Here is a 17,161-nt window from a genome sequence, read left to right as displayed (position 1 = left end):
TCCGTTAATTGATTTATATATTTATCGTTGCTCTTCGCATCGTTGTTCTTCGTAATTTGTGTGCCCTACTTGGCCGTTTTGCGGACTCCCACTGTTGTTTTGTCAAAAACATTAACCAGTCCATCCAGCCAATCAGGCAATTTATCATTGTTCTCGGTGATTTGTTCTCTGACAAAGGCGGACAGGCTGTTGGCATTCACCGTTTCATAGACCAGATCGCCAAAGCCGATCTGCTTTAGGGCATCATAGAGTTCGTCCTTCTTGCCCGCAGCCGCCGATGCTCTTGTTGTCGTAGTCAGGCAGAACATGGTGCCGCATCGGGTAAAATTCTGAGTTTCAGAGTTTGCCATCATTTCTGAAAGTTCGTAATCGACCTCTTCGATCTCAGTGTTTAGTTCCTTGACTCTCTGCTCAGCGTCTTTTTTGGCGTCACGCAGCGTTTTAAGCTTGTCGGCCAGTTCAAACATCCTCTCAGTTCTTATTGTTTTCTCACCTCCTTGTCACGCAAACGGGTTATTGCCGCTACGGTAGTCGTCAATCAGGGCTTTGGCCAGGTTGGCTTTATTTCTTAGGGCCTCCAGCACCTTTTCATCGATCGTGTCTTTGGCTATAAGATACAAATAAGTGCAGGGGTATTTCTGCCCTGCGCGGTGGATCCGCGCCCGGGTCTGCTCGAAGTTGCTCATGCTGTAATCCAGCGAATAGAACACCATTGTTGATGCTACGGTCAAAGTTATGCCAAGCCCGGCTGTGGCTATCTGCCCGACAAAGACCAGCACAACCGGATTGGTTTGAAACTGTGATACCTGCTCGTCCCTGTCTTTGACACCACCCTTGACCAGCGAGAATATAATGTTCTTTTTATTCAACAGGCGGCAGATCGCTTTTATCTCAGGAATGAACCTGGCGATAATGACCAGTTTTTTACCTTCCTGCAGGATCTCGTCAATGATGTCCTCCAGGACAGCCAGCTTGGCCTCACTAACCTTGTGTACCGTGCCACCTTCGTCATCACCAAGGAAGCCGCCGGTAAGTTGTGATAGCCGAAGCATCCGTGTCAGGATGTTGGTTACAGTCACTTCACCCCTACCCAGCTCAGCATAACTGTTTATAACCAGACCCCGGTATAGCTTCAAAGCTGCCGGTTCAAGTTGTACACGGCGGATAACATCGGTCATTTCCGGCAGGTCTAGGCACTCCGCTTTAGTAGCTCTGAAAGCAATGCTATGCAGTTTTTCGGTCATTTCTTTTTCCATCGACTTCTTCAGCACCGGAGTATGGTTGCCATAACCGACCATGTCAAAGTACCGGTTGCGGAAGGCATAGAAGCTCTTGCCGAAAATCTCCGGATTTACAAACTTGTATTGACTGAAAACATCTATTGCTTTGTTGGTGATGACCGTTCCCGTGAGAAGCATCCTGTACCGGGCCTTTGCTCCGAGCTTGTGCATGGTCTTGGCTGCCGCTATGTTGTGCGTTTTAATCTTATGGCCTTCATCTGCGATGACCAGGTCTGCATCCCAAGACAGCAAATCTTTCTCCATCCGCCAGGCGGATTCGTAATTGACCACGGCCACCTGCAGATATGGACCCTGTATATTGCGCAGCATGCCAGTTTTCTTTGCAGTGCTGCCGGTCAGAACCACCAGGTCATAATCGAAGGCTGCAAATTTCTCAAATTCTTCTTCCCAGACACCCAGGATAGAAAGCGGAGCTACGATTAAGACTCGCCTAATGCTCCCTGACTGATACAGAGCTCCGGCGACTGCTATAGTTGTGATGGTTTTACCTATGCTTTTATTAACCCATTTCCATAAGTAAAGCTGTTCCTCGACTTCTGGAAATGTTCATTTGGATCACCTCCCATGACGAGGCCAAACATCTCGCAGACATAATTAAAGGCTTCAATCTGGTGCCTGTATGGTTTAGCCTTAATCGGCATCTTTATTTTTGCAGCTGGCTTGTGTTTATTCACAGCTGCCGAATTTAGCTGCATAACAACACCTCCCATACATGCAATCCGCAGCACTTTTCTGAACATTTTGTTCTTTTGGTTCGCAAAAAAATAGCTCGTCTACAGTCACTCCAAAAAAATCTGCAATACGCTTGGCCAGGACAAACCCCGGAGTCTGGCGCCCGTTTTCGATGATATTGACGTAATCAGGCGTTATGCCGAAAACCCGTCCCAGCGCAGCCTGAGTGTACCCTCCCCTTTGTCTCAGCTCTTTAAATTTGACGTTTTTCATGTTTTACCACCTCTGAATATTTCGTTCCATTCTTATTCTAGTGAATATTTTATTCCCCGTCAACGGAACTTTTTGTTCGATATATATTGACGAATCAGAACAACTTGTTGTACTATTATCCCGGAGGTGTTCGAATATGTTGTTCGGAGATAGACTCAGAAAAATGCGGGAAGACGCGGGCATGACCCGGGTCGAGCTGGGGAATTTGATTGGTGTTTCAGATCGTGTTTTAGGTTATTATGAATCTAATGACCGCTTCCCCAAAAAACCGGAAACACTTCAGAAAATTTCCGAAGTGTTCCATGTGTCAGTTGATTCACTTATTGGCCAGGATGGAGCCTTTATTCAAAGTGCTGGAGATCAGTACGGCTACACCGGCGCCAGGCAGGCTAAAGATGTGCTGCAGGATGTCCAAGTCCTTTTTGCCGGGGGTGAACTGCCCGAGGAGGATAGAGATGAGTTTTTCCGTTTAGTCGCCGAAATGTACTTTGATGCCAAGCATAAAAATAAAAAGTACAGCCGCTTGAAATAACAACTTTACTAAGCAGGACAGGTGAAGTGTGGAAAAAATAATCAAAGAAGCTAATGCACTTGTGCGTTATTTTAAAACAAGAAACCCCTATAAGATTTCCGCTCACCTTAACATAATGGTTAAGTGGGGGGATTTTAAACATCTCAAAGGGTTTTACAACTGCATATACCGCAACAGGTTTATTGCCATAAACTCCCGTTTGGATGAGATCGAACAAATCATTACCTGTTCACATGAGCTCGGGCACGACCGCCTGCACCGCAGACAGGCAAAACTCGGCCTTATGAAGGATTACTGTATTTATAACATGAACGATAAATACGAATGTGAAGCTAACTTGTTTGCCGCCCAGCTGCTCATTTCTGACGCGGATTTTTTAGCTTTTGCTGAGAGGCAATACACCTATGCACAAATTGCCTCAGAATTGAACGTCCATGAGGAATTGGCTGTTATAAAGGGATCCATTTTGAACGGGCAGGGCTATAAGCTTAACATTCCGTATGTACCGAGGTCGAGTTATTTAGGGAGGAAATAAGATAACAGTTTTATGTATAATTTTTGGTATTACAGAGGAGGTATAGACACATTGAATTTTCCTGAACTTAAATTTAATCCTAGAGATAGAGAATATTTGAGTTACCAAGAACCCCTACGCGATAAAGTAATTTATGAGTATCTATTTAATGGCAAATCACGGCGCTGGCTTGACGATAACATTCTTGGACTAGACCCTGAGTATAGTAGAGGATGGCAATCTTTTGGAATTCTAAGCTTTGTTGGTTTAACAGATGAACACAAGGGTATCTTTAAAGGTATGTCTCTTGATGAGTCTATTGATTTCCTGGCTGATAAAAATGATAAACTCTATGCACCAATTACAACGGCACTAAAACGTTTAACCTCTACACCCGAAATTCAACCCAATAGTATGCTTGACCTTTTTACACCTTCGCCCGATGCAAAAAAACTCTTCAAGTTAGTCGGCAAATCTCAGTATACAGATGGCGTTAGAATTGATAAAGAGTTTCATAATGTTTTCAATCCTCCAGGATCCCCACTTTACGTTGGACGAGGTAAAGCAAGATCTATTAAGATTTTATTTAACAATAAAGTTTTTCCTGCTGAATATCGATTTGAGGATCAGAAAGATAAAAATATCGTATTACAAAGCATTCGATTCCGGAAAGCATTAAAAGTAGAATTTAAAAAAGTCTTTCCTGTGCCGACAGGTGAATTTTTTATACAGAACGGAATTGACCTTAATCACTTTGTTTTCAATCATTTAGCTATTAGTTTTGACGATGAAGGAGAAGAAGATATTGGTTATCCCGAAGGGAAAATTGCTTTTAGAATGCATAGAATAATTGAACGTGATCCCAGGGTAATTAAAAAAGCAAAAGACACATTTGCAAAAATTAATGGTGGTAGGTTATTCTGTGAAGCATGTGGTTTCGATTATTTTATTGTATATGGTCCCAGAGGAAATGATTTTATAGAAGGGCATCACAAGAAAAAGGTGTCGGAAATGAGAGAAGGAGCGGAAACAAAAGTTGAAGATATTAACCTTCTATGTGCCAATTGTCACCGTATGATTCACAGAAAACCATTTATAAACCTAGAACAACTATCAATATTAATAAATAATCGCAACTGAATTAAATGAAAAATGAAAATATTGCTGTGATAAAGGGGGGGCCATTCCAAATAAATAAGGGCATAAGCTCAACATACTAAATTTACCTGACTTAGCTTGTTTCGGAGGAATTAACATAAAATCCTTTAGAATACTGACAGGATTGGTAACCAAGGTTATATGGTATTAACCTTTATAGGAAAAGGAGGCAATTGGTTTGGCAATAAGAAATCCTTCTTGGAAAAGGGATGAATTAATATTAGCCCTAGATCTTTACTTTCGACACAATCCATCTCATATAAGTCCAGCGCATGATGAGGTAAAAAAGCTAAGTGACATTTTGAATACATTACCTATTCATACAGAAAGACCTATTACTGAAAAGTTCCGCAATCCAAACGGCGTTTATATGAAGCTCTGTAACTTCTTGAGATATGATCCCGATTATCATGGTGTTGGGCTCCAAAGGGGCGGTCAACTAGAGAAAGAGATTTGGAATGAATTTGCGTATAGACAAGGCTATCTTCATAGGGTTGCCTCTGTAATTGTTGACAGTATGAAGTCATCCAATAATGAAATTCATGAAGATATTGATGATGATGAAGAGAGTGAATTTCCTGAAGGGAAGATACTGTATCGGAAACATAGAATCCGTGAAAGAAACAGAAAATTAGTCTCACAAGCAAAAGCAATAGCCTTAAAAAATGTAGAGCTAAAATGCTCCATATGTGGTTTTGATTACTATGTAATATATGGTGATTTGGGGAAAGGATTCATTGAATGTCATCATACTATCCCTGTTTCCGAATACGTAGGGACAGAAAAAACAAAGGTCAAGGATCTTGCATTGGTATGTTCCAATTGTCATCGCATGTTACATAGGAGAAGGCCTTGGCTTCGTGTTAGTGAAATAAAGGACTTAATAAAAATATGAGGAAGGTACTTACCGCTAAATTTACGATTGCTTTTCTGTAAGAAATATTAATAAAGAAGTGGATCTTATAGTTTAAGAAATAAAAAAGATATGCAATATTGATGCTGAATGACAGGTGAAAGCTAAAATGGATATTTGGGCAAAAGAAAAACGCAGTAGTGTGATGTCAAAAATACGTTCCAAAAACACTAAACCAGAGATAAAAGTTCGTTCACTTCTTCACAGAATGGGGTTCCGGTTCCGTCTTCATAATCACAATCTTCCCGGAAAACCGGATATTGTGTTGCCAAAGTATAAAACAATTATTTTTGTACATGGTTGTTTCTGGCATTTGCATGATAACTGCCGGGACGGTACAATCCCTAAAACCCAACAAGAGAAATGGAAGGAAAAACTCGAAAGAAATGTGCAAAGAGATCAGGAGCACTCCACCAAATTAAAAGAACTGGGTTGGAACGTAATAGTTATCTGGGAATGTGAAATAGAAAAACATATCGATTTAGTTGAACAACGATTTATTGAGCTGAGAAAACTATAGTAAATACATATCTCTGGTGTTTATTAGGTTGAATTAGTTTTATTTAATCTTTTTCGGCAAACACGAAGCTTACTACTACTATACTCATTCTCCAGGACCTTCCATTTTTGCGCAAATAATAATATTAATATATAATTATCCAAAGGAAATGAGATTAATAAGTAGAATAGTAACTGTTTAGATTCTAACCGTCATTCGTGTAATATGGTAATGTATTTTTTAAGTGAGAGAAAAAACATGACAAACAAACCTTCTATATTTTCATTTTTCTCCGGAGCCGGCCTGTTAGATCTAGGCTTTGAAAACGCTGGCTTTAACATTGTCTTTGTAAATGAATATCATCTCCCGTTTTTGGAGTGTTACAAATATTCCAGGGAAAAACTAGGGACTACTCCTCCTGAATATGGATATCATCAAGGAGATATTGCAGAACTGACAGAAGTTGCATGGATCAGACGACTTTATGACCAGCTTTCGGAGTGTAAAAAAAATTCACAATATACAGGGTTTATAGGAGGTCCTCCCTGCCCAGATTTTTCAGTTGGTGGTAAAAACCGTGGCCGTAATGGTGATAACGGAAAACTGTCTGGAACATATGTTGATTTAATCTGTCAGCTCAAACCGGATTTTTTTCTTTTTGAAAATGTTAAAGGGCTCTGGAATACTAAAAAACATAGGGCTTTTTATGATGAACTAAAACAAAAGATACAGTCTAACGATTACATTACTCAAGAAAAGCTTATCAACGCGCTTGAATTTGGTGTACCGCAAGACAGGCAGAGAATACTTCTAATTGGTTTTAGCAGAACCCTGCTGCAAAATTTGGGATATAACTATGAACAATCTTCTGATGAATTTATGCCATGGGAAAAGTACGCCCAGTTCTCTATAAATGAAATTTTTTCATATCCATGGCCAACTCTAGCTCCCTTTAAGGAAAATTCCTCAATACCCTGCCCTATCGGTATTCCTGAAAACCTCACTGTTGAATACTGGTTTAAAAAGAACGGAGTTTATAATCACCCTAATTCCGGACAGTTTTTTAGGCCAAGGTCTGGCCTAAAAAGGTTTCAGACAATAGACGAGGGAGATGACTCCAAGAAATCCTTCAAGCGTATTCACCGCTGGCGGTATTCCCCTACAGCAGCATACGGCAACAATGAAGTGCATATTCATCCGTACAAGGCACGTAGGATTTCTGTGGCCGAAGCACTTGCCATCCAGTCAATGCCAAAGGAGTTTGTCCTCCCAGAAGATATATCCCTTACAAATGCATTCAAAACTGTGGGAAATGGTGTCCCCTACCTTGCAGCCAAGGCCATTGCAAAAAGTATAATGGATTTTTTGGAGGTATGTTCATGAAAATTACAGCAAGCGATATAGTTACTGCAATAGGGCACCTGCAAAAGGATAGAGCATATAATTACATTAATCCCAGAACCCGTACAAAAATCCATATTGTTCATATTTGTTATCCTGAAGGGCCGATTATAATAAAACGCTACAATCCTTCGAAAGGAGAAAATCTTCTGAATGCAAGAGAAGAATCAATTTCCACACAAATGATTTGGAGAGTAGCAAATGCAATAACACCAGGATATCCGGTAAACATAGACCGGATACTGGGAGCTAGTTATAACACAAGATCCGCACTTGAAACCCTTTTGGCCCATACTGCTCAGTTTTATTACTGTTATCCTGGCAGAATAGAAAATATTAATTCATCCACAGAGATTAAGCATGGACACAAACACATCATGTGGCATCCGGATGAACCTCATGAAATGGGAAGAATTCAGGAAATAGAAACGGATATTGTTATTTCCGAAATTCCAGGCAATGAAGCTATTTATGAAGCCCTAGTTCTGCCTGAAGATTGGGGATCCCCTGAAATTGATATAGACATAAAGAGAAGGCATGCACAAATTCAAGTTGCACTGATTCTTATAGGACAGCAACTCGATTTTAGAACATGGGTAGCGCAGAACGACAAAGGAATAATTTATAAAGATAAAAAAATAGGTGAAATGGATGGAGTGATATCTTCTCTGGGAAGCGAGAAACTTCTTATGGCATTTGAAGATGCTCAAAAAGCAGCCCGGCTTATTGATTGCATATGGTTTAAAAACGACAGGTTAATGCCTGCTGTTATGGAAATCGAACACAGTACAGGTGTTACAAGCGGTTTATCAAGAATGAAAACACTTCAGGATAAACTTCCGCCTTTTCCAACGAGATACGTAGTTGTTGCTGCAGATGAATACAGGGAAAAAGTCCTTTTAGAAACAACAAAGGAGCAGTTTTCCTCACTTAATACCAGATATTTTCCCTACTCAGCAGTCGAGGAATTGTACGCACTATGTCAAAAAAGAAAACTAAGAGGTATTACGGAAGAGTTTTTGGACTGTTTCATGGAACCAGTGGGCAGAATGACTAACTAAATTCTCTATTTTAAAAATATATTACCTGGTTCGGGAGATTTCACGGGAATATCTGTGTTTTGAAAAATAATTTACTCGATATATAGTTTCTTAGTTTGCACCTGTTTCAGAAAACGTCAGAGGAAATACTACCGGCATATCTCTTTTATAATTTAAAAAATCCCATACTTCGATTCGTCATACTCCCCACAAGTAACGCCCTGTCGAGAAATCTATTAAATTCCTCGCACGCTGTTTCTGGGACTAGTGCACAACAGTGACAAGCTGCCAAGTTACATGAATCAGGCCCTTGTCCACCAGCCCTACCCATTTCCATACAGACTGGATCCGCTGAACACCATTTTGCCCCTTCTAAAGCCCTTCGAACCATTGGTTCAAAATACCCTTGTTTTGCCATTCTAACTAATCCACCTAAAGTTCCTTCGGCGTCACCAGCAGCAGTATATATGAGAATACCAGCCATGGGTGCGTCTGGATTATCAGAGACATACAACCTTTCACGTAAGGCAGCTGAACTATATCCGCATTCAAAGGTAAGCCTATTTATGAGGAGATGGGCAAAAGTATGTAATAAAACAAATCGTGGACCGATCGGCCTATCCCGCAAGCGCCGACTATTTTGTATCATGTGATATCTTTGAATTAATGGTTCAAGCCTGGTATTGACAGATTCTCCGTATAAAGACATCCAATTTTGCAGATTTTCCTCTTTAACTTCAATGTAAATTCCTTCGCCAAAGACTTTATATGCTGGCAACCATTCATCACTTTGTTGCGGTTTATTTAGCCACAAAAGTGCCTTTTGTTGTTCAAGTGTCTGGTCGTTTTCTGGAAATATCCTTTGGAATCCTGCTAACGCGCGGGTTTCCATAAGTTTGTCAACTAGCATAATCTTTGAAAAGAAATGCGCCACATCCTTTTCATAATGGGTAAGGTCAGCTGGTCTTATGCGTAATTCCTTTTCATCGCGTTCGGATCTTAGTAAATTGTATTCTTCACGCCTAAAGCTAGTTTCCCAATCTTCAATAATCGAATCGGGTTCTTTTGGTATCTCTTTGGAACCCAAGACAATATTCAATGCAGCGAGAAGTTGTTCGTCACTAAATTCATGCACCAGTTGGAAATGCTGCCCTCTTAAGTATTCTGGCTTGACTACAACCCCTGAAGATGTTAGTAAGTTGACTAAAGTAGACAGCGGAGGTTGCTCTAACCTTGCTATTAACTCTTGAGGTGCAACATCGTTGCCCCTCGGTAAATAGATGGAACTTCTCACTTGAGCAAAGTAAAGGTTTGTTGCGCTTCGCAGCGATCCCCGTAAAGATCTATTACAAGTCTCTCCTTCATTTTTTCCGTGCCAAGGAAGTATTCCTTTACATAAATATGTAAAGCCTCTTTCCAGGTTTTCACTTAATTCAGTCCTGCCATCAGGCCGAGCACTAGTAATGCTAGCCAGCGACCTCTTTTCAATCCCACAATCACATGAGACAAACTGGCTCCCAAGAGTAGCACCACCGGTGCCCCGAAGTCTCAAAGGTAAGTCGCAGTCCGGATTTGAGTTCCTGTGAACCCACTCCCGCCAAGGGAAATCTTGCATATGACCATGATCGCAAACTGCAACGAAGGGAACTTGAACTAAATACCAGGTCTTGCCTCTTACAGCACAATCTGGACACTTTGCCCTACCCCGAACGGATAGAGGAAGTTCCACCAGGCGCCCACATTTTGTGCAGTAATGCCAACGTGGGAACCTCAGAAAAGGTACTGTTAAATAAGTGTTTGGTATGTTATCTTCAAACCTTCTCTTTTTCCTGTAATCCGGTGGAAGTCGTAAATGAGATACATTTAGTAGCCTTTCAAGACGCCACTCATGAAATTTGTATTCATCTGGATCAATCAAAGTCGAAGATCCGTCTTCCCTTTTGTACCAGTGATCTAACCCACAGGAAACTAGTGAAGTCCCGTCCCTGGTAACTATTAATGCTCCAACACCAAATGGTGCAATTAATTGCGATCTTCTAATCGGGCCTTTAGGCACTTTCACTCATCTCCTTCTTTTAAGTATAGCTGGGTTAATTCAACTTGACATTCTGCATCAACATTTCGCATCGAGGTTGGAGTAGCCCAAGAGATCATTTCCTTACTCTTGCTCGCATAAGCTCCAGCTTCTCTTAATAATGGCACATCTGCATCAGACCACACAGCTGACCATTTGGTTCTCTCCCAGTTCTTCCACTCATTTGCTCTTTTGTTAAATACCTTTTTTATATTATCAGCTTCCTGTTCATCTACTGTTTTGATACGCTCTAGCATAATATCTCTAAACTGTTCAATTGCCTGTTCAGGATATGGGTATGGACTATTTGCAATAGTTGGATCGCCTGTCTGCCGGACATAGGATACTAGTACTGCGTGCAGAGCTCTATCAATCGCTGGTGGTGAAAACGGTGTTACACTAGTTGGTTCAACTTGTGCATAAAGACGCTCATGATAACTTTTAAACTTTTCAAAATGAGAACGATCCCTTGGTTTGGAAGCACCATATAGTGTTACAATTAACCCCGGACGTTCCGACCATCTACGTCCAACCCTGCCGGTAACCTGTATGTACTGAGAAGTAGTTTTAGGCTGGCCAACGATGGCCATCAGTGAAAGACGGTCGATGTCTATACCAACCTCAATGATGTTAGAAGCCAAACATATATCAACAGGTGTATCTTTTGTATTAGTACATTTTTTCTCTAATTTCTCAATCGCCTCTGGTACTTTGTCGCTTTGAAGACGACCTGTTAATTCCAGAAGATGTCCTAGATATCGCATATCTCCATAGCTTAATCCAAACCTTGATTGTAATACTTTGAGGTAACCGGGTATATCTGATTGAAATAACGATAGCGTTGTTCCAAGTTCCCTTAAACTATTGAAAAACAATAACAATGTCCACCAAGGATCCCTTTCCTCAGCAGTCATATTTATAGGCGCTTGCAATAATGCCGTGAATGTCCTTACCTGTGCCGTTTGCATTGACCTCAACCCAGGTGCATGCACCCCAATATATTTGCGACCTGCACGCAATTTCCCCTCGCTATCCTTAGCATAACAAGAAAAAAATGAATCACTTGCATCCAGGCCAGGAGGGGGAAATAACATGACATCTTTTCTTGCATAAATAGCTTTTATTTGTTCAGCGTATCTTCTAATAGTAGCAGTTGAACAAACGATTTTAGGGGGTATCGGTTCCTCCCCACGCCTATCAGTACATAGTTCTTCAATTGCAGTCTCATAGATACCACACATCGAACCAAGCGGACCTGATATTAAATGAAGTTCATCCTGTATAATCAATCCAGGTGGCGAAACTACATGTAATCCACTAGAACCAATTCCAAAAAGGGATCTGGCATCGGGTCGCCATGCGAGCATTGCAAACTTATCAACCGTCCCTATAACAAGAGATGGTCGTTTCTCGTATATGTCTTCGTCTATTACATAAATCGGTAGACCAGTTTTAAACTCACACCTGCTATCAATGCATCTAAAAGAAACCGTGTTACCAATTTGTTCATATCCAAGAACTCTAGGAACCATGCTCTTTTTAGGAATATCACCCTCAAATTTGCCCATCTGAGCCCCGCACCAAGGACAACACCGCAGAATAAAAGGGTTATCAGTGGTTTTGTTCTTTTGCATGCCCCTCAAAGCACTAATTGCTTCGGTTCTTCTATTCGGCGTTGTAGTCCCACCTAGCCAAATTCCAATTGAAAACATCCCGTCACCTAATAAATCACTAAACTTCCTGCGCAAATATTCCATCGCACACAGCAATCCTGAAGCACGTTGAAATTGCTGGGCTGTTAGTAATCGCAAGGTATACCTCATTAATACATTTACACCTTCATCAGCCCGGTTTTCTATGCGCCTCATGAACATTGAAAATGCAGCCAATCCTAAATATGCTTCAGTTTTTCCACCACCTGTTGGAAACCATATCAAATCCACGGTATTTCTATGTGGCGCTGCACCATCAACGGCAGACTGAAGCGACATTAACAAAAAAGCTATTTGGAAGGCTCTCCACTTCCCCCGGTTGGAGCCTGGATTTAATACATCTGGTTCAACATAATCCCCGAGAAACTTAAATCGTTTCTCGGATGCGTCAAATTTAACCTTACGTACTACCTGTCCACTTCTAATTTGTTGAAGCAATATAGCATGGTTTGCAAGTTGGAATGCAAGTAGTCCCTTTTTGTTATTGTCATTTTTTAGATAGTTCAAGCCACCGCGCATTCTACTTACTGCCTTTTTGCATTCTTCCATATGTTTACGAGCCGCAACAACGTATTTTTCTTCAAATTTTACGATCAATTTAGTTTTGTCTTCAATCCATTTCTCATATAGTGACACAACCCTATCGAGCGAAGAAAAACCATCGTTACCTTCTATTAGACCAGCAAGCTCAGCCATTGACACTTCAATTGGTGTATTATCATTTTCTTTAATATCAGACGTAATGCTAGGGATTTCACATTCAGGAAGGCATTCTGCACTAACCCTCCAAACTGCTTGTCCCGTCGATGGGTGTTCCCAGTCAGCAGCACAACCGTGCCCCACCGCATATGTCTCAAAGTTGCGATATAACAACGCTATAGATTGTTCTTCATCATCGGGCTTTTCTAGTTTGTTTTTTGGATAAGGTTGAATAAATTGATGACCTTTTTCCTTGCCCTCGGATTCAATCAAAGCAATAAAATGAGATTGAAACAAACATGCTTCGTCTAGCTGGGAGGGCACAGTCCTGTTAATCAAACAAACAGTGATTAATCTTGTGCTCTTTTCTTCATGCGGGCGGGAATAAACTTCGACTCTAAGATCCAACCCATCGCCGTTTTGAATATCGTGTTTGCTTGGAGGCGGATTCACTTCCCCGGTTGAATTTAGCACTTCATAATCATATTCCGCTTTGACGGTAACTGGGCTTCGCAGCCACCAAATTCTTTCCTTTTCATTAATAGAAACCTTTAGTCTTTTATAACGCCCGCCTGTCGCTTGAACCACTAGCTTGCACCCATCAGGTACCTTTGCAAGAAAACTAATTCCCATGCTACCGGGTCTATATAAATTCGCTGATGCCAAGTCAAATTCTTCTGTTTCAGTTTCGCTTTTTCCACTGTACTTGGATCGTTCAAAAATATCATCCAAGTCCTTAGATCCTTGCTTTGTTAAGGGCTCATACTCAGATTCCTGGGTTTTATCTTCACCTATGCTTCCTGCAAGACTCTCAAGCTCAGGTGCACCAGTCAGCTCATTATCCTCTACTGGAGTTCCAACAGGGTACAGGACTCCTACGCCGTAACGAACTGTTGGGGGATCACGCTGAAGAATTTCCTGACCGCTATCCATTTGCTTGTATGGTTGAAACGCCTCTTCGCCCTTTAAAGCAATCGGCATATTACAATTAATCTCTTTTCCCTGGGGCCACGGGCCCACTAATTCGGCCTTCAATGTTTTAATAATCTCATCCCTATCTTCAATGTGTGTACTCATTTCTTCACCTCCGCTACTAGTGATTTAATCCTATTAGTGTTGAAACAATATCTTTTCTGGCTGATTCATTCGCTAGAATTACTAATCGGTTTAGTGCCCTGGTAACAGCAATATAGAAGAGAGAAACTGAAGCTTTGCCATACACATGTTCAATATCAGTAACAATTATTATTGGAGCTTCCATTCCTTTAAAAGAATGAATTGAGCTGAATCTTATATGTCCTGTACCTGCTAAATCATAAGGTCTTATCCTGTCTCTCCAAGGCTGTATTGTTAAAAGAGAAGCACAGGACCCTTCAGCTTTGGGAGATAATATTACGATTTCGTTCCCTTTAAATCCTTCGTCATATAATTCTTTCAAGGTATTTGAAAGGATCTGTTCTTGAGATTCATAATTTTGGTAGTATTTTAAATTAGGTTCAACATTATCGTCAGGGCGCAAAATCTTAGTATAGCCTGGATTTAGTCCTCCCAATAAATGAACAAGGTGAGCAATACGAGGGGTATTCCTGCAATTGATTCGTAATGAATACGATGGTGAGTTACCGGCTCTGAGATTAAAGAACTTTTCCAGGGATAACTTGGCGGAACCGTAAATTGCCTGTTTCTCAAAATCACCAAACAGGAACCATCTTCCTGTAGCTAGCCCTCCTTTTAAGCAAAGATCAAGAAAATCTAAATAAGATTCTCTAAGGATATCCTGCGCCTCGTCAATTACAAGTACATCGAATGGTGAAAAATCCCCTTCTAGTAACCTATCTATAGCTAATAAAGGAAGTTCATTTCCCCAAAACTCTGAGCCATGACTTGGTATGTCAGGAACTCCAGCAGCTGAGAGCATAAATTTGTGAAGAGTTCCTAAAACTACATTGCCACAATCGCTCATTTGGTCTTCTAGCCATTTTCCTAAAATCCTGTTAAAGCAAAGGAACAGTATCCTTTGTCCAGCAACTTGATTTCTTCTGGTCGCTTCCATTGCGAGGACAGTTTTTCCAGTCCCGGCTGGGCCAGCAAATACCACTCTTGGGTTCATTGACATTGCGTCAAGTGCCGAATACTGCTCTTCCGTGAAATATTTTACTTCATCTTCAATTCTATGTGCCCTTGATTTAGGAGTTTCAAAACACTCGAAATTAGGGCGTAAAATTTCAGCGATAGTTTCGCACTGTTCAAGGTTTGGTTCTTGTGATTCTGAATAAAACCAAGGTGCATTTGGACATTCTTTCATGAATTTTCTTGCCCTATTTATGACAATCAATAAAAGATGACTCAAGGGCTTAGAGCGAAAAGCGCGGTTATCAATAACCTGCCAGGGATGCCATTCCACTGCTTCCTCATAGAATTCAATATAAGGAAAAATTACAGCAGACCAAAACACAATTCTTGAAAGGTCCGGTCGCCGTTTAACGAGTTTTTTGCGCAGGCTATGCATAGCATCAGATGCCTGTTTAAAAGGTCCCCGCTTGTCAGGGCTTGTATTGTTTCCGTAATACCATAGTCCAGCATCTCTATGTAACTTTGAACAGGCCTTCACTTCGAGGCAAAGAACTCCTTTGGACGGTATAATAATTACGAAATCAATTTCTCCACTAACTTGACTTCTATGTTCTGGTATATCGAGTGAATGTAGCACTACCCAATCCTTAGTTGAAGGATCTTCTTTTAATCTTCGAAAGATCTCCTGTTCACCAGGACTTGGACAGCCAGAATAAATCACCGAAGGAATCATTCTAGCCACAAGCAATCATCCCTTTCTAATAGGCGCCCAATACGAGCAGTAGGTACTAAATAAGTTTCGTGAGAAATTTCTTCTACCCTGAAAGCTGTTAAGGATCCTCCGTCTAATCCTGTAAGCTCAAAATCCATTCTACCAACCCTTTCGAGTTCATCAAGGCTAGCTGATACTATCAATTTCAATAACATCTTTCCGATGCGAAGGCCAGCTATCCTGTGAGCAGTTTCTAAAGTCCTTGCAATTTGCCAATATTCCTCAGTCTTGTAAGGTAGTTTTATTAAATTCATAATTGCTTTAAAGTCTGCTGGATTCTTTGGACTAATATTACGTTCTGACATCCAGTTACGTATATTTGGTTCATTGGCAATTACTGAACCCAATGAAAGCAGCTCGGAAATAATTTTATGTATTCCTTTACTTTCAACTGCTTTACGAAGCAAGGATTTCCATGTTAGTTGCGCATTTTTAATTTGGTCCAGCTTATCTCCAAGCATCTGTTCAGCAAGAGTTATCATATAGTCACCCCCGCCAGCAGTACGTAATATTAAGAACATTCCCTGCCGTATCTCTAATGTTGGAATTCTCTTAACCTTAGACGATGATTCATCGTCTAAGTCTATTGTCCAGACACGCTCCTCCTCCTTTGATTCCAAAAAAGCAACTTGGCCTCCATCCAACAGTATAGGAAAAGCTTGAACCCCTTCGGTATATGATTCTGAAACTTCCGAAGAAAATACCTCTCTTACCTTAACCCAGTCTATCGATTGTAATAATTCCCCAACTTCTAAGCACCACTGGTTTTCTTGAACAGGTGCTTTATCTGTTGTGTTTTCCACCTCCTTTGTTGCCTTTCTGATTTTAATTTTCAAATTCATTCCGTCAGAACCAAGAAAGAAACTGTCGTTTTCCCATCTGTCTCTTATCCATTCATAGTGCAGGATATCAACTTCTTTTGCCCTTGGTGAATTCAAGATGCTTGGAGGAAACAAATAGGATGGACCCACTAAAATTAAACGATCGTAGCAATCCATACCTTTCAAATAGTTCGAGGTAACCAGCTTTATATTTCCTAATCTCTGCCTTGAGCAAAGTTCCGCTTCGATTAATGAAATTATCCTGGAGTCTTTAAGTAAAATAGCTACTTTTTCTTGTGGATTAGTTAAAGCTTCAATTTTGTCCATGGGGGGATTTTGTTTAAGTTGCACCATTTGATTTAAAGTATCTAATAATGGTTCAAGTATTACTTCATAAGTTGGGTAAACGTGTATATATCTCTGTTTGTACCAGTTCACAGTTTCAAAGAAACCTACTGGATACATTTCCGTTCTGTCAAAGGAAATAGGAGTGGTTGAAAATGAAAACCTTAAGCGTTTTAAAACTCTCAATAAAGAACTCCAATAATCTTCTCCTTCAACTGCACTTGCTCGGCGATCAAATTGTTGTAGTAATTTACAGAAGCTTTGAAATAATGGGTGTTTTAGTGGATACCAACATGCACTACAGGCTGCAGCACAATCATAAATCTTGACTGCTTTATTGAGAGTAATTGAATTCACCTTAT

Annotated in this window: 15 protein-coding genes; 7 read left to right on the top strand and 8 right to left on the bottom strand. The window is 40.6% G+C overall.

Annotated features, from left to right (window positions below):
• Nucleotides 1-65: 65 nt before the first annotated feature.
• From ACOBQJ_RS13100 to ACOBQJ_RS13085, 4 genes are read right to left on the bottom strand one after another with little or no spacing between them, the layout of a single operon-like run.
• Nucleotides 66-467, bottom strand: coding sequence for a hypothetical protein (locus ACOBQJ_RS13100; RefSeq protein ID WP_421072197.1), 402 nt, complete (start codon nt 465-467; stop codon nt 66-68).
• A 33-nt stretch (nt 468-500) separates the two neighbouring features.
• On the bottom strand, nt 501-1,772 hold the full coding sequence (locus ACOBQJ_RS13095; protein WP_421072265.1) for a DEAD/DEAH box helicase: 1,272 nt from the start codon (nt 1,770-1,772) through the stop codon (nt 501-503).
• A 17-nt stretch (nt 1,773-1,789) separates the two neighbouring features.
• Nucleotides 1,790-1,996, bottom strand: coding sequence for a hypothetical protein (locus ACOBQJ_RS13090; RefSeq protein ID WP_421072196.1), 207 nt, complete (start codon nt 1,994-1,996; stop codon nt 1,790-1,792).
• Nucleotides 1,968-2,246 carry a helix-turn-helix transcriptional regulator gene (locus tag ACOBQJ_RS13085; protein ID WP_421072195.1) on the bottom strand — a complete coding sequence of 93 codons (279 nt, stop codon included), beginning with the start codon at nt 2,244-2,246 and terminating at the stop codon, nt 1,968-1,970. Before ACOBQJ_RS13085 ends, ACOBQJ_RS13090 begins: the two co-directional genes overlap by 29 nt.
• Nucleotides 2,247-2,382: 136 nt before the next feature.
• On the opposite strand from ACOBQJ_RS13085, the gene ACOBQJ_RS13080 reads away from it, so the two are divergent.
• From ACOBQJ_RS13080 to ACOBQJ_RS13050, 7 genes are all read left to right on the top strand, one after another.
• A complete protein-coding gene (locus tag ACOBQJ_RS13080; RefSeq protein ID WP_421072194.1) occupies nt 2,383-2,778 on the top strand; it encodes a helix-turn-helix domain-containing protein in 396 nt (131 codons plus the stop codon).
• Nucleotides 2,779-2,806: 28 nt separating this feature from the next.
• On the top strand, nt 2,807-3,313 hold the full coding sequence (locus ACOBQJ_RS13075) for an ImmA/IrrE family metallo-endopeptidase (protein ID WP_421072193.1): 507 nt from the start codon (nt 2,807-2,809) through the stop codon (nt 3,311-3,313).
• A 51-nt stretch (nt 3,314-3,364) separates the two neighbouring features.
• The gene (locus tag ACOBQJ_RS13070) at nt 3,365-4,432 is read left to right on the top strand and encodes an HNH endonuclease (protein ID WP_421072192.1); all 1,068 of its coding nucleotides are present in this window, start codon (nt 3,365-3,367) and stop codon (nt 4,430-4,432) included.
• Between the two features lie 196 nt (nt 4,433-4,628).
• Nucleotides 4,629-5,345 carry an HNH endonuclease gene (locus ACOBQJ_RS13065; protein WP_421072191.1) on the top strand — a complete coding sequence of 239 codons (717 nt, stop codon included), beginning with the start codon at nt 4,629-4,631 and terminating at the stop codon, nt 5,343-5,345.
• Nucleotides 5,346-5,460: 115 nt separating this feature from the next.
• A complete protein-coding gene (locus ACOBQJ_RS13060) occupies nt 5,461-5,883 on the top strand; it encodes a very short patch repair endonuclease (protein ID WP_421072190.1) in 423 nt (140 codons plus the stop codon).
• 237 nt (nt 5,884-6,120) lie between these two features.
• Nucleotides 6,121-7,245, top strand: coding sequence for a DNA cytosine methyltransferase (locus ACOBQJ_RS13055; RefSeq protein WP_421072189.1), 1,125 nt, complete (start codon nt 6,121-6,123; stop codon nt 7,243-7,245).
• Nucleotides 7,242-8,324 carry a hypothetical protein gene (locus ACOBQJ_RS13050; RefSeq protein ID WP_421072188.1) on the top strand — a complete coding sequence of 361 codons (1,083 nt, stop codon included), beginning with the start codon at nt 7,242-7,244 and terminating at the stop codon, nt 8,322-8,324. The genes ACOBQJ_RS13055 and ACOBQJ_RS13050 overlap by 4 nt, the downstream gene beginning before the upstream one ends.
• A 145-nt stretch (nt 8,325-8,469) precedes the next feature.
• Here the strand turns inward: ACOBQJ_RS13050 and drmB are convergent, their stop codons facing one another.
• Genes drmB through ACOBQJ_RS13030 form a run of 4 tightly spaced genes read right to left on the bottom strand, consistent with a single transcriptional unit; the run spans nt 8,470 to nt 17,156 of the window.
• Nucleotides 8,470-10,365 carry a DrmB family protein gene (gene drmB / locus ACOBQJ_RS13045; protein ID WP_421072187.1) on the bottom strand — a complete coding sequence of 632 codons (1,896 nt, stop codon included), beginning with the start codon at nt 10,363-10,365 and terminating at the stop codon, nt 8,470-8,472.
• On the bottom strand, nt 10,362-13,865 hold the full coding sequence (locus tag ACOBQJ_RS13040; protein WP_421072186.1) for a helicase-related protein: 3,504 nt from the start codon (nt 13,863-13,865) through the stop codon (nt 10,362-10,364). The genes drmB and ACOBQJ_RS13040 overlap by 4 nt, the downstream gene beginning before the upstream one ends.
• A 16-nt stretch (nt 13,866-13,881) precedes the next feature.
• Entirely contained in the window at nt 13,882-15,594 is a 1,713-nt protein-coding gene (locus ACOBQJ_RS13035; protein ID WP_421072264.1) for an NERD domain-containing protein, read from the bottom strand.
• Nucleotides 15,591-17,156 carry a hypothetical protein gene (locus ACOBQJ_RS13030; RefSeq protein ID WP_421072185.1) on the bottom strand — a complete coding sequence of 522 codons (1,566 nt, stop codon included), beginning with the start codon at nt 17,154-17,156 and terminating at the stop codon, nt 15,591-15,593. The genes ACOBQJ_RS13035 and ACOBQJ_RS13030 overlap by 4 nt, the downstream gene beginning before the upstream one ends.
• Nucleotides 17,157-17,161: the final 5 nt, after the last annotated feature.

It is taken from the genome of Pelotomaculum propionicicum (genome assembly GCF_048984525.1).
GTDB classification, from domain to species: domain Bacteria; phylum Bacillota; class Desulfotomaculia; order Desulfotomaculales; family Pelotomaculaceae; genus Syntrophopropionicum; species Syntrophopropionicum propionicicum_A.
The sequence above is the reverse complement of the archived record's forward strand: the minus strand, read 5'-3'. Positions and strand labels throughout refer to the sequence as shown.

What these genes read in the sequence shown, in the direction of transcription:
- ACOBQJ_RS13100 (WP_421072197.1), bottom strand. Translation starts at nt 467, where the DNA reads ATGTTTGAACTGGCCGACAAGCTTAAAACGCTGCGTGACGCCAAAAAA.
- ACOBQJ_RS13090 (WP_421072196.1), bottom strand. Translation starts at nt 1,996, where the DNA reads ATGCAGCTAAATTCGGCAGCTGTGAATAAACACAAGCCAGCTGCAAAA.
- ACOBQJ_RS13085 (WP_421072195.1), bottom strand. Translation starts at nt 2,246, where the DNA reads ATGAAAAACGTCAAATTTAAAGAGCTGAGACAAAGGGGAGGGTACACT.
- ACOBQJ_RS13080 (WP_421072194.1), top strand. Translation starts at nt 2,383, where the DNA reads ATGTTGTTCGGAGATAGACTCAGAAAAATGCGGGAAGACGCGGGCATG.
- ACOBQJ_RS13055 (WP_421072189.1), top strand. Translation starts at nt 6,121, where the DNA reads ATGACAAACAAACCTTCTATATTTTCATTTTTCTCCGGAGCCGGCCTG.
- ACOBQJ_RS13050 (WP_421072188.1), top strand. Translation starts at nt 7,242, where the DNA reads ATGAAAATTACAGCAAGCGATATAGTTACTGCAATAGGGCACCTGCAA.
- ACOBQJ_RS13040 (WP_421072186.1), bottom strand. Translation starts at nt 13,865, where the DNA reads ATGAGTACACACATTGAAGATAGGGATGAGATTATTAAAACATTGAAG.
- ACOBQJ_RS13035 (WP_421072264.1), bottom strand. Translation starts at nt 15,594, where the DNA reads ATGATTCCTTCGGTGATTTATTCTGGCTGTCCAAGTCCTGGTGAACAG.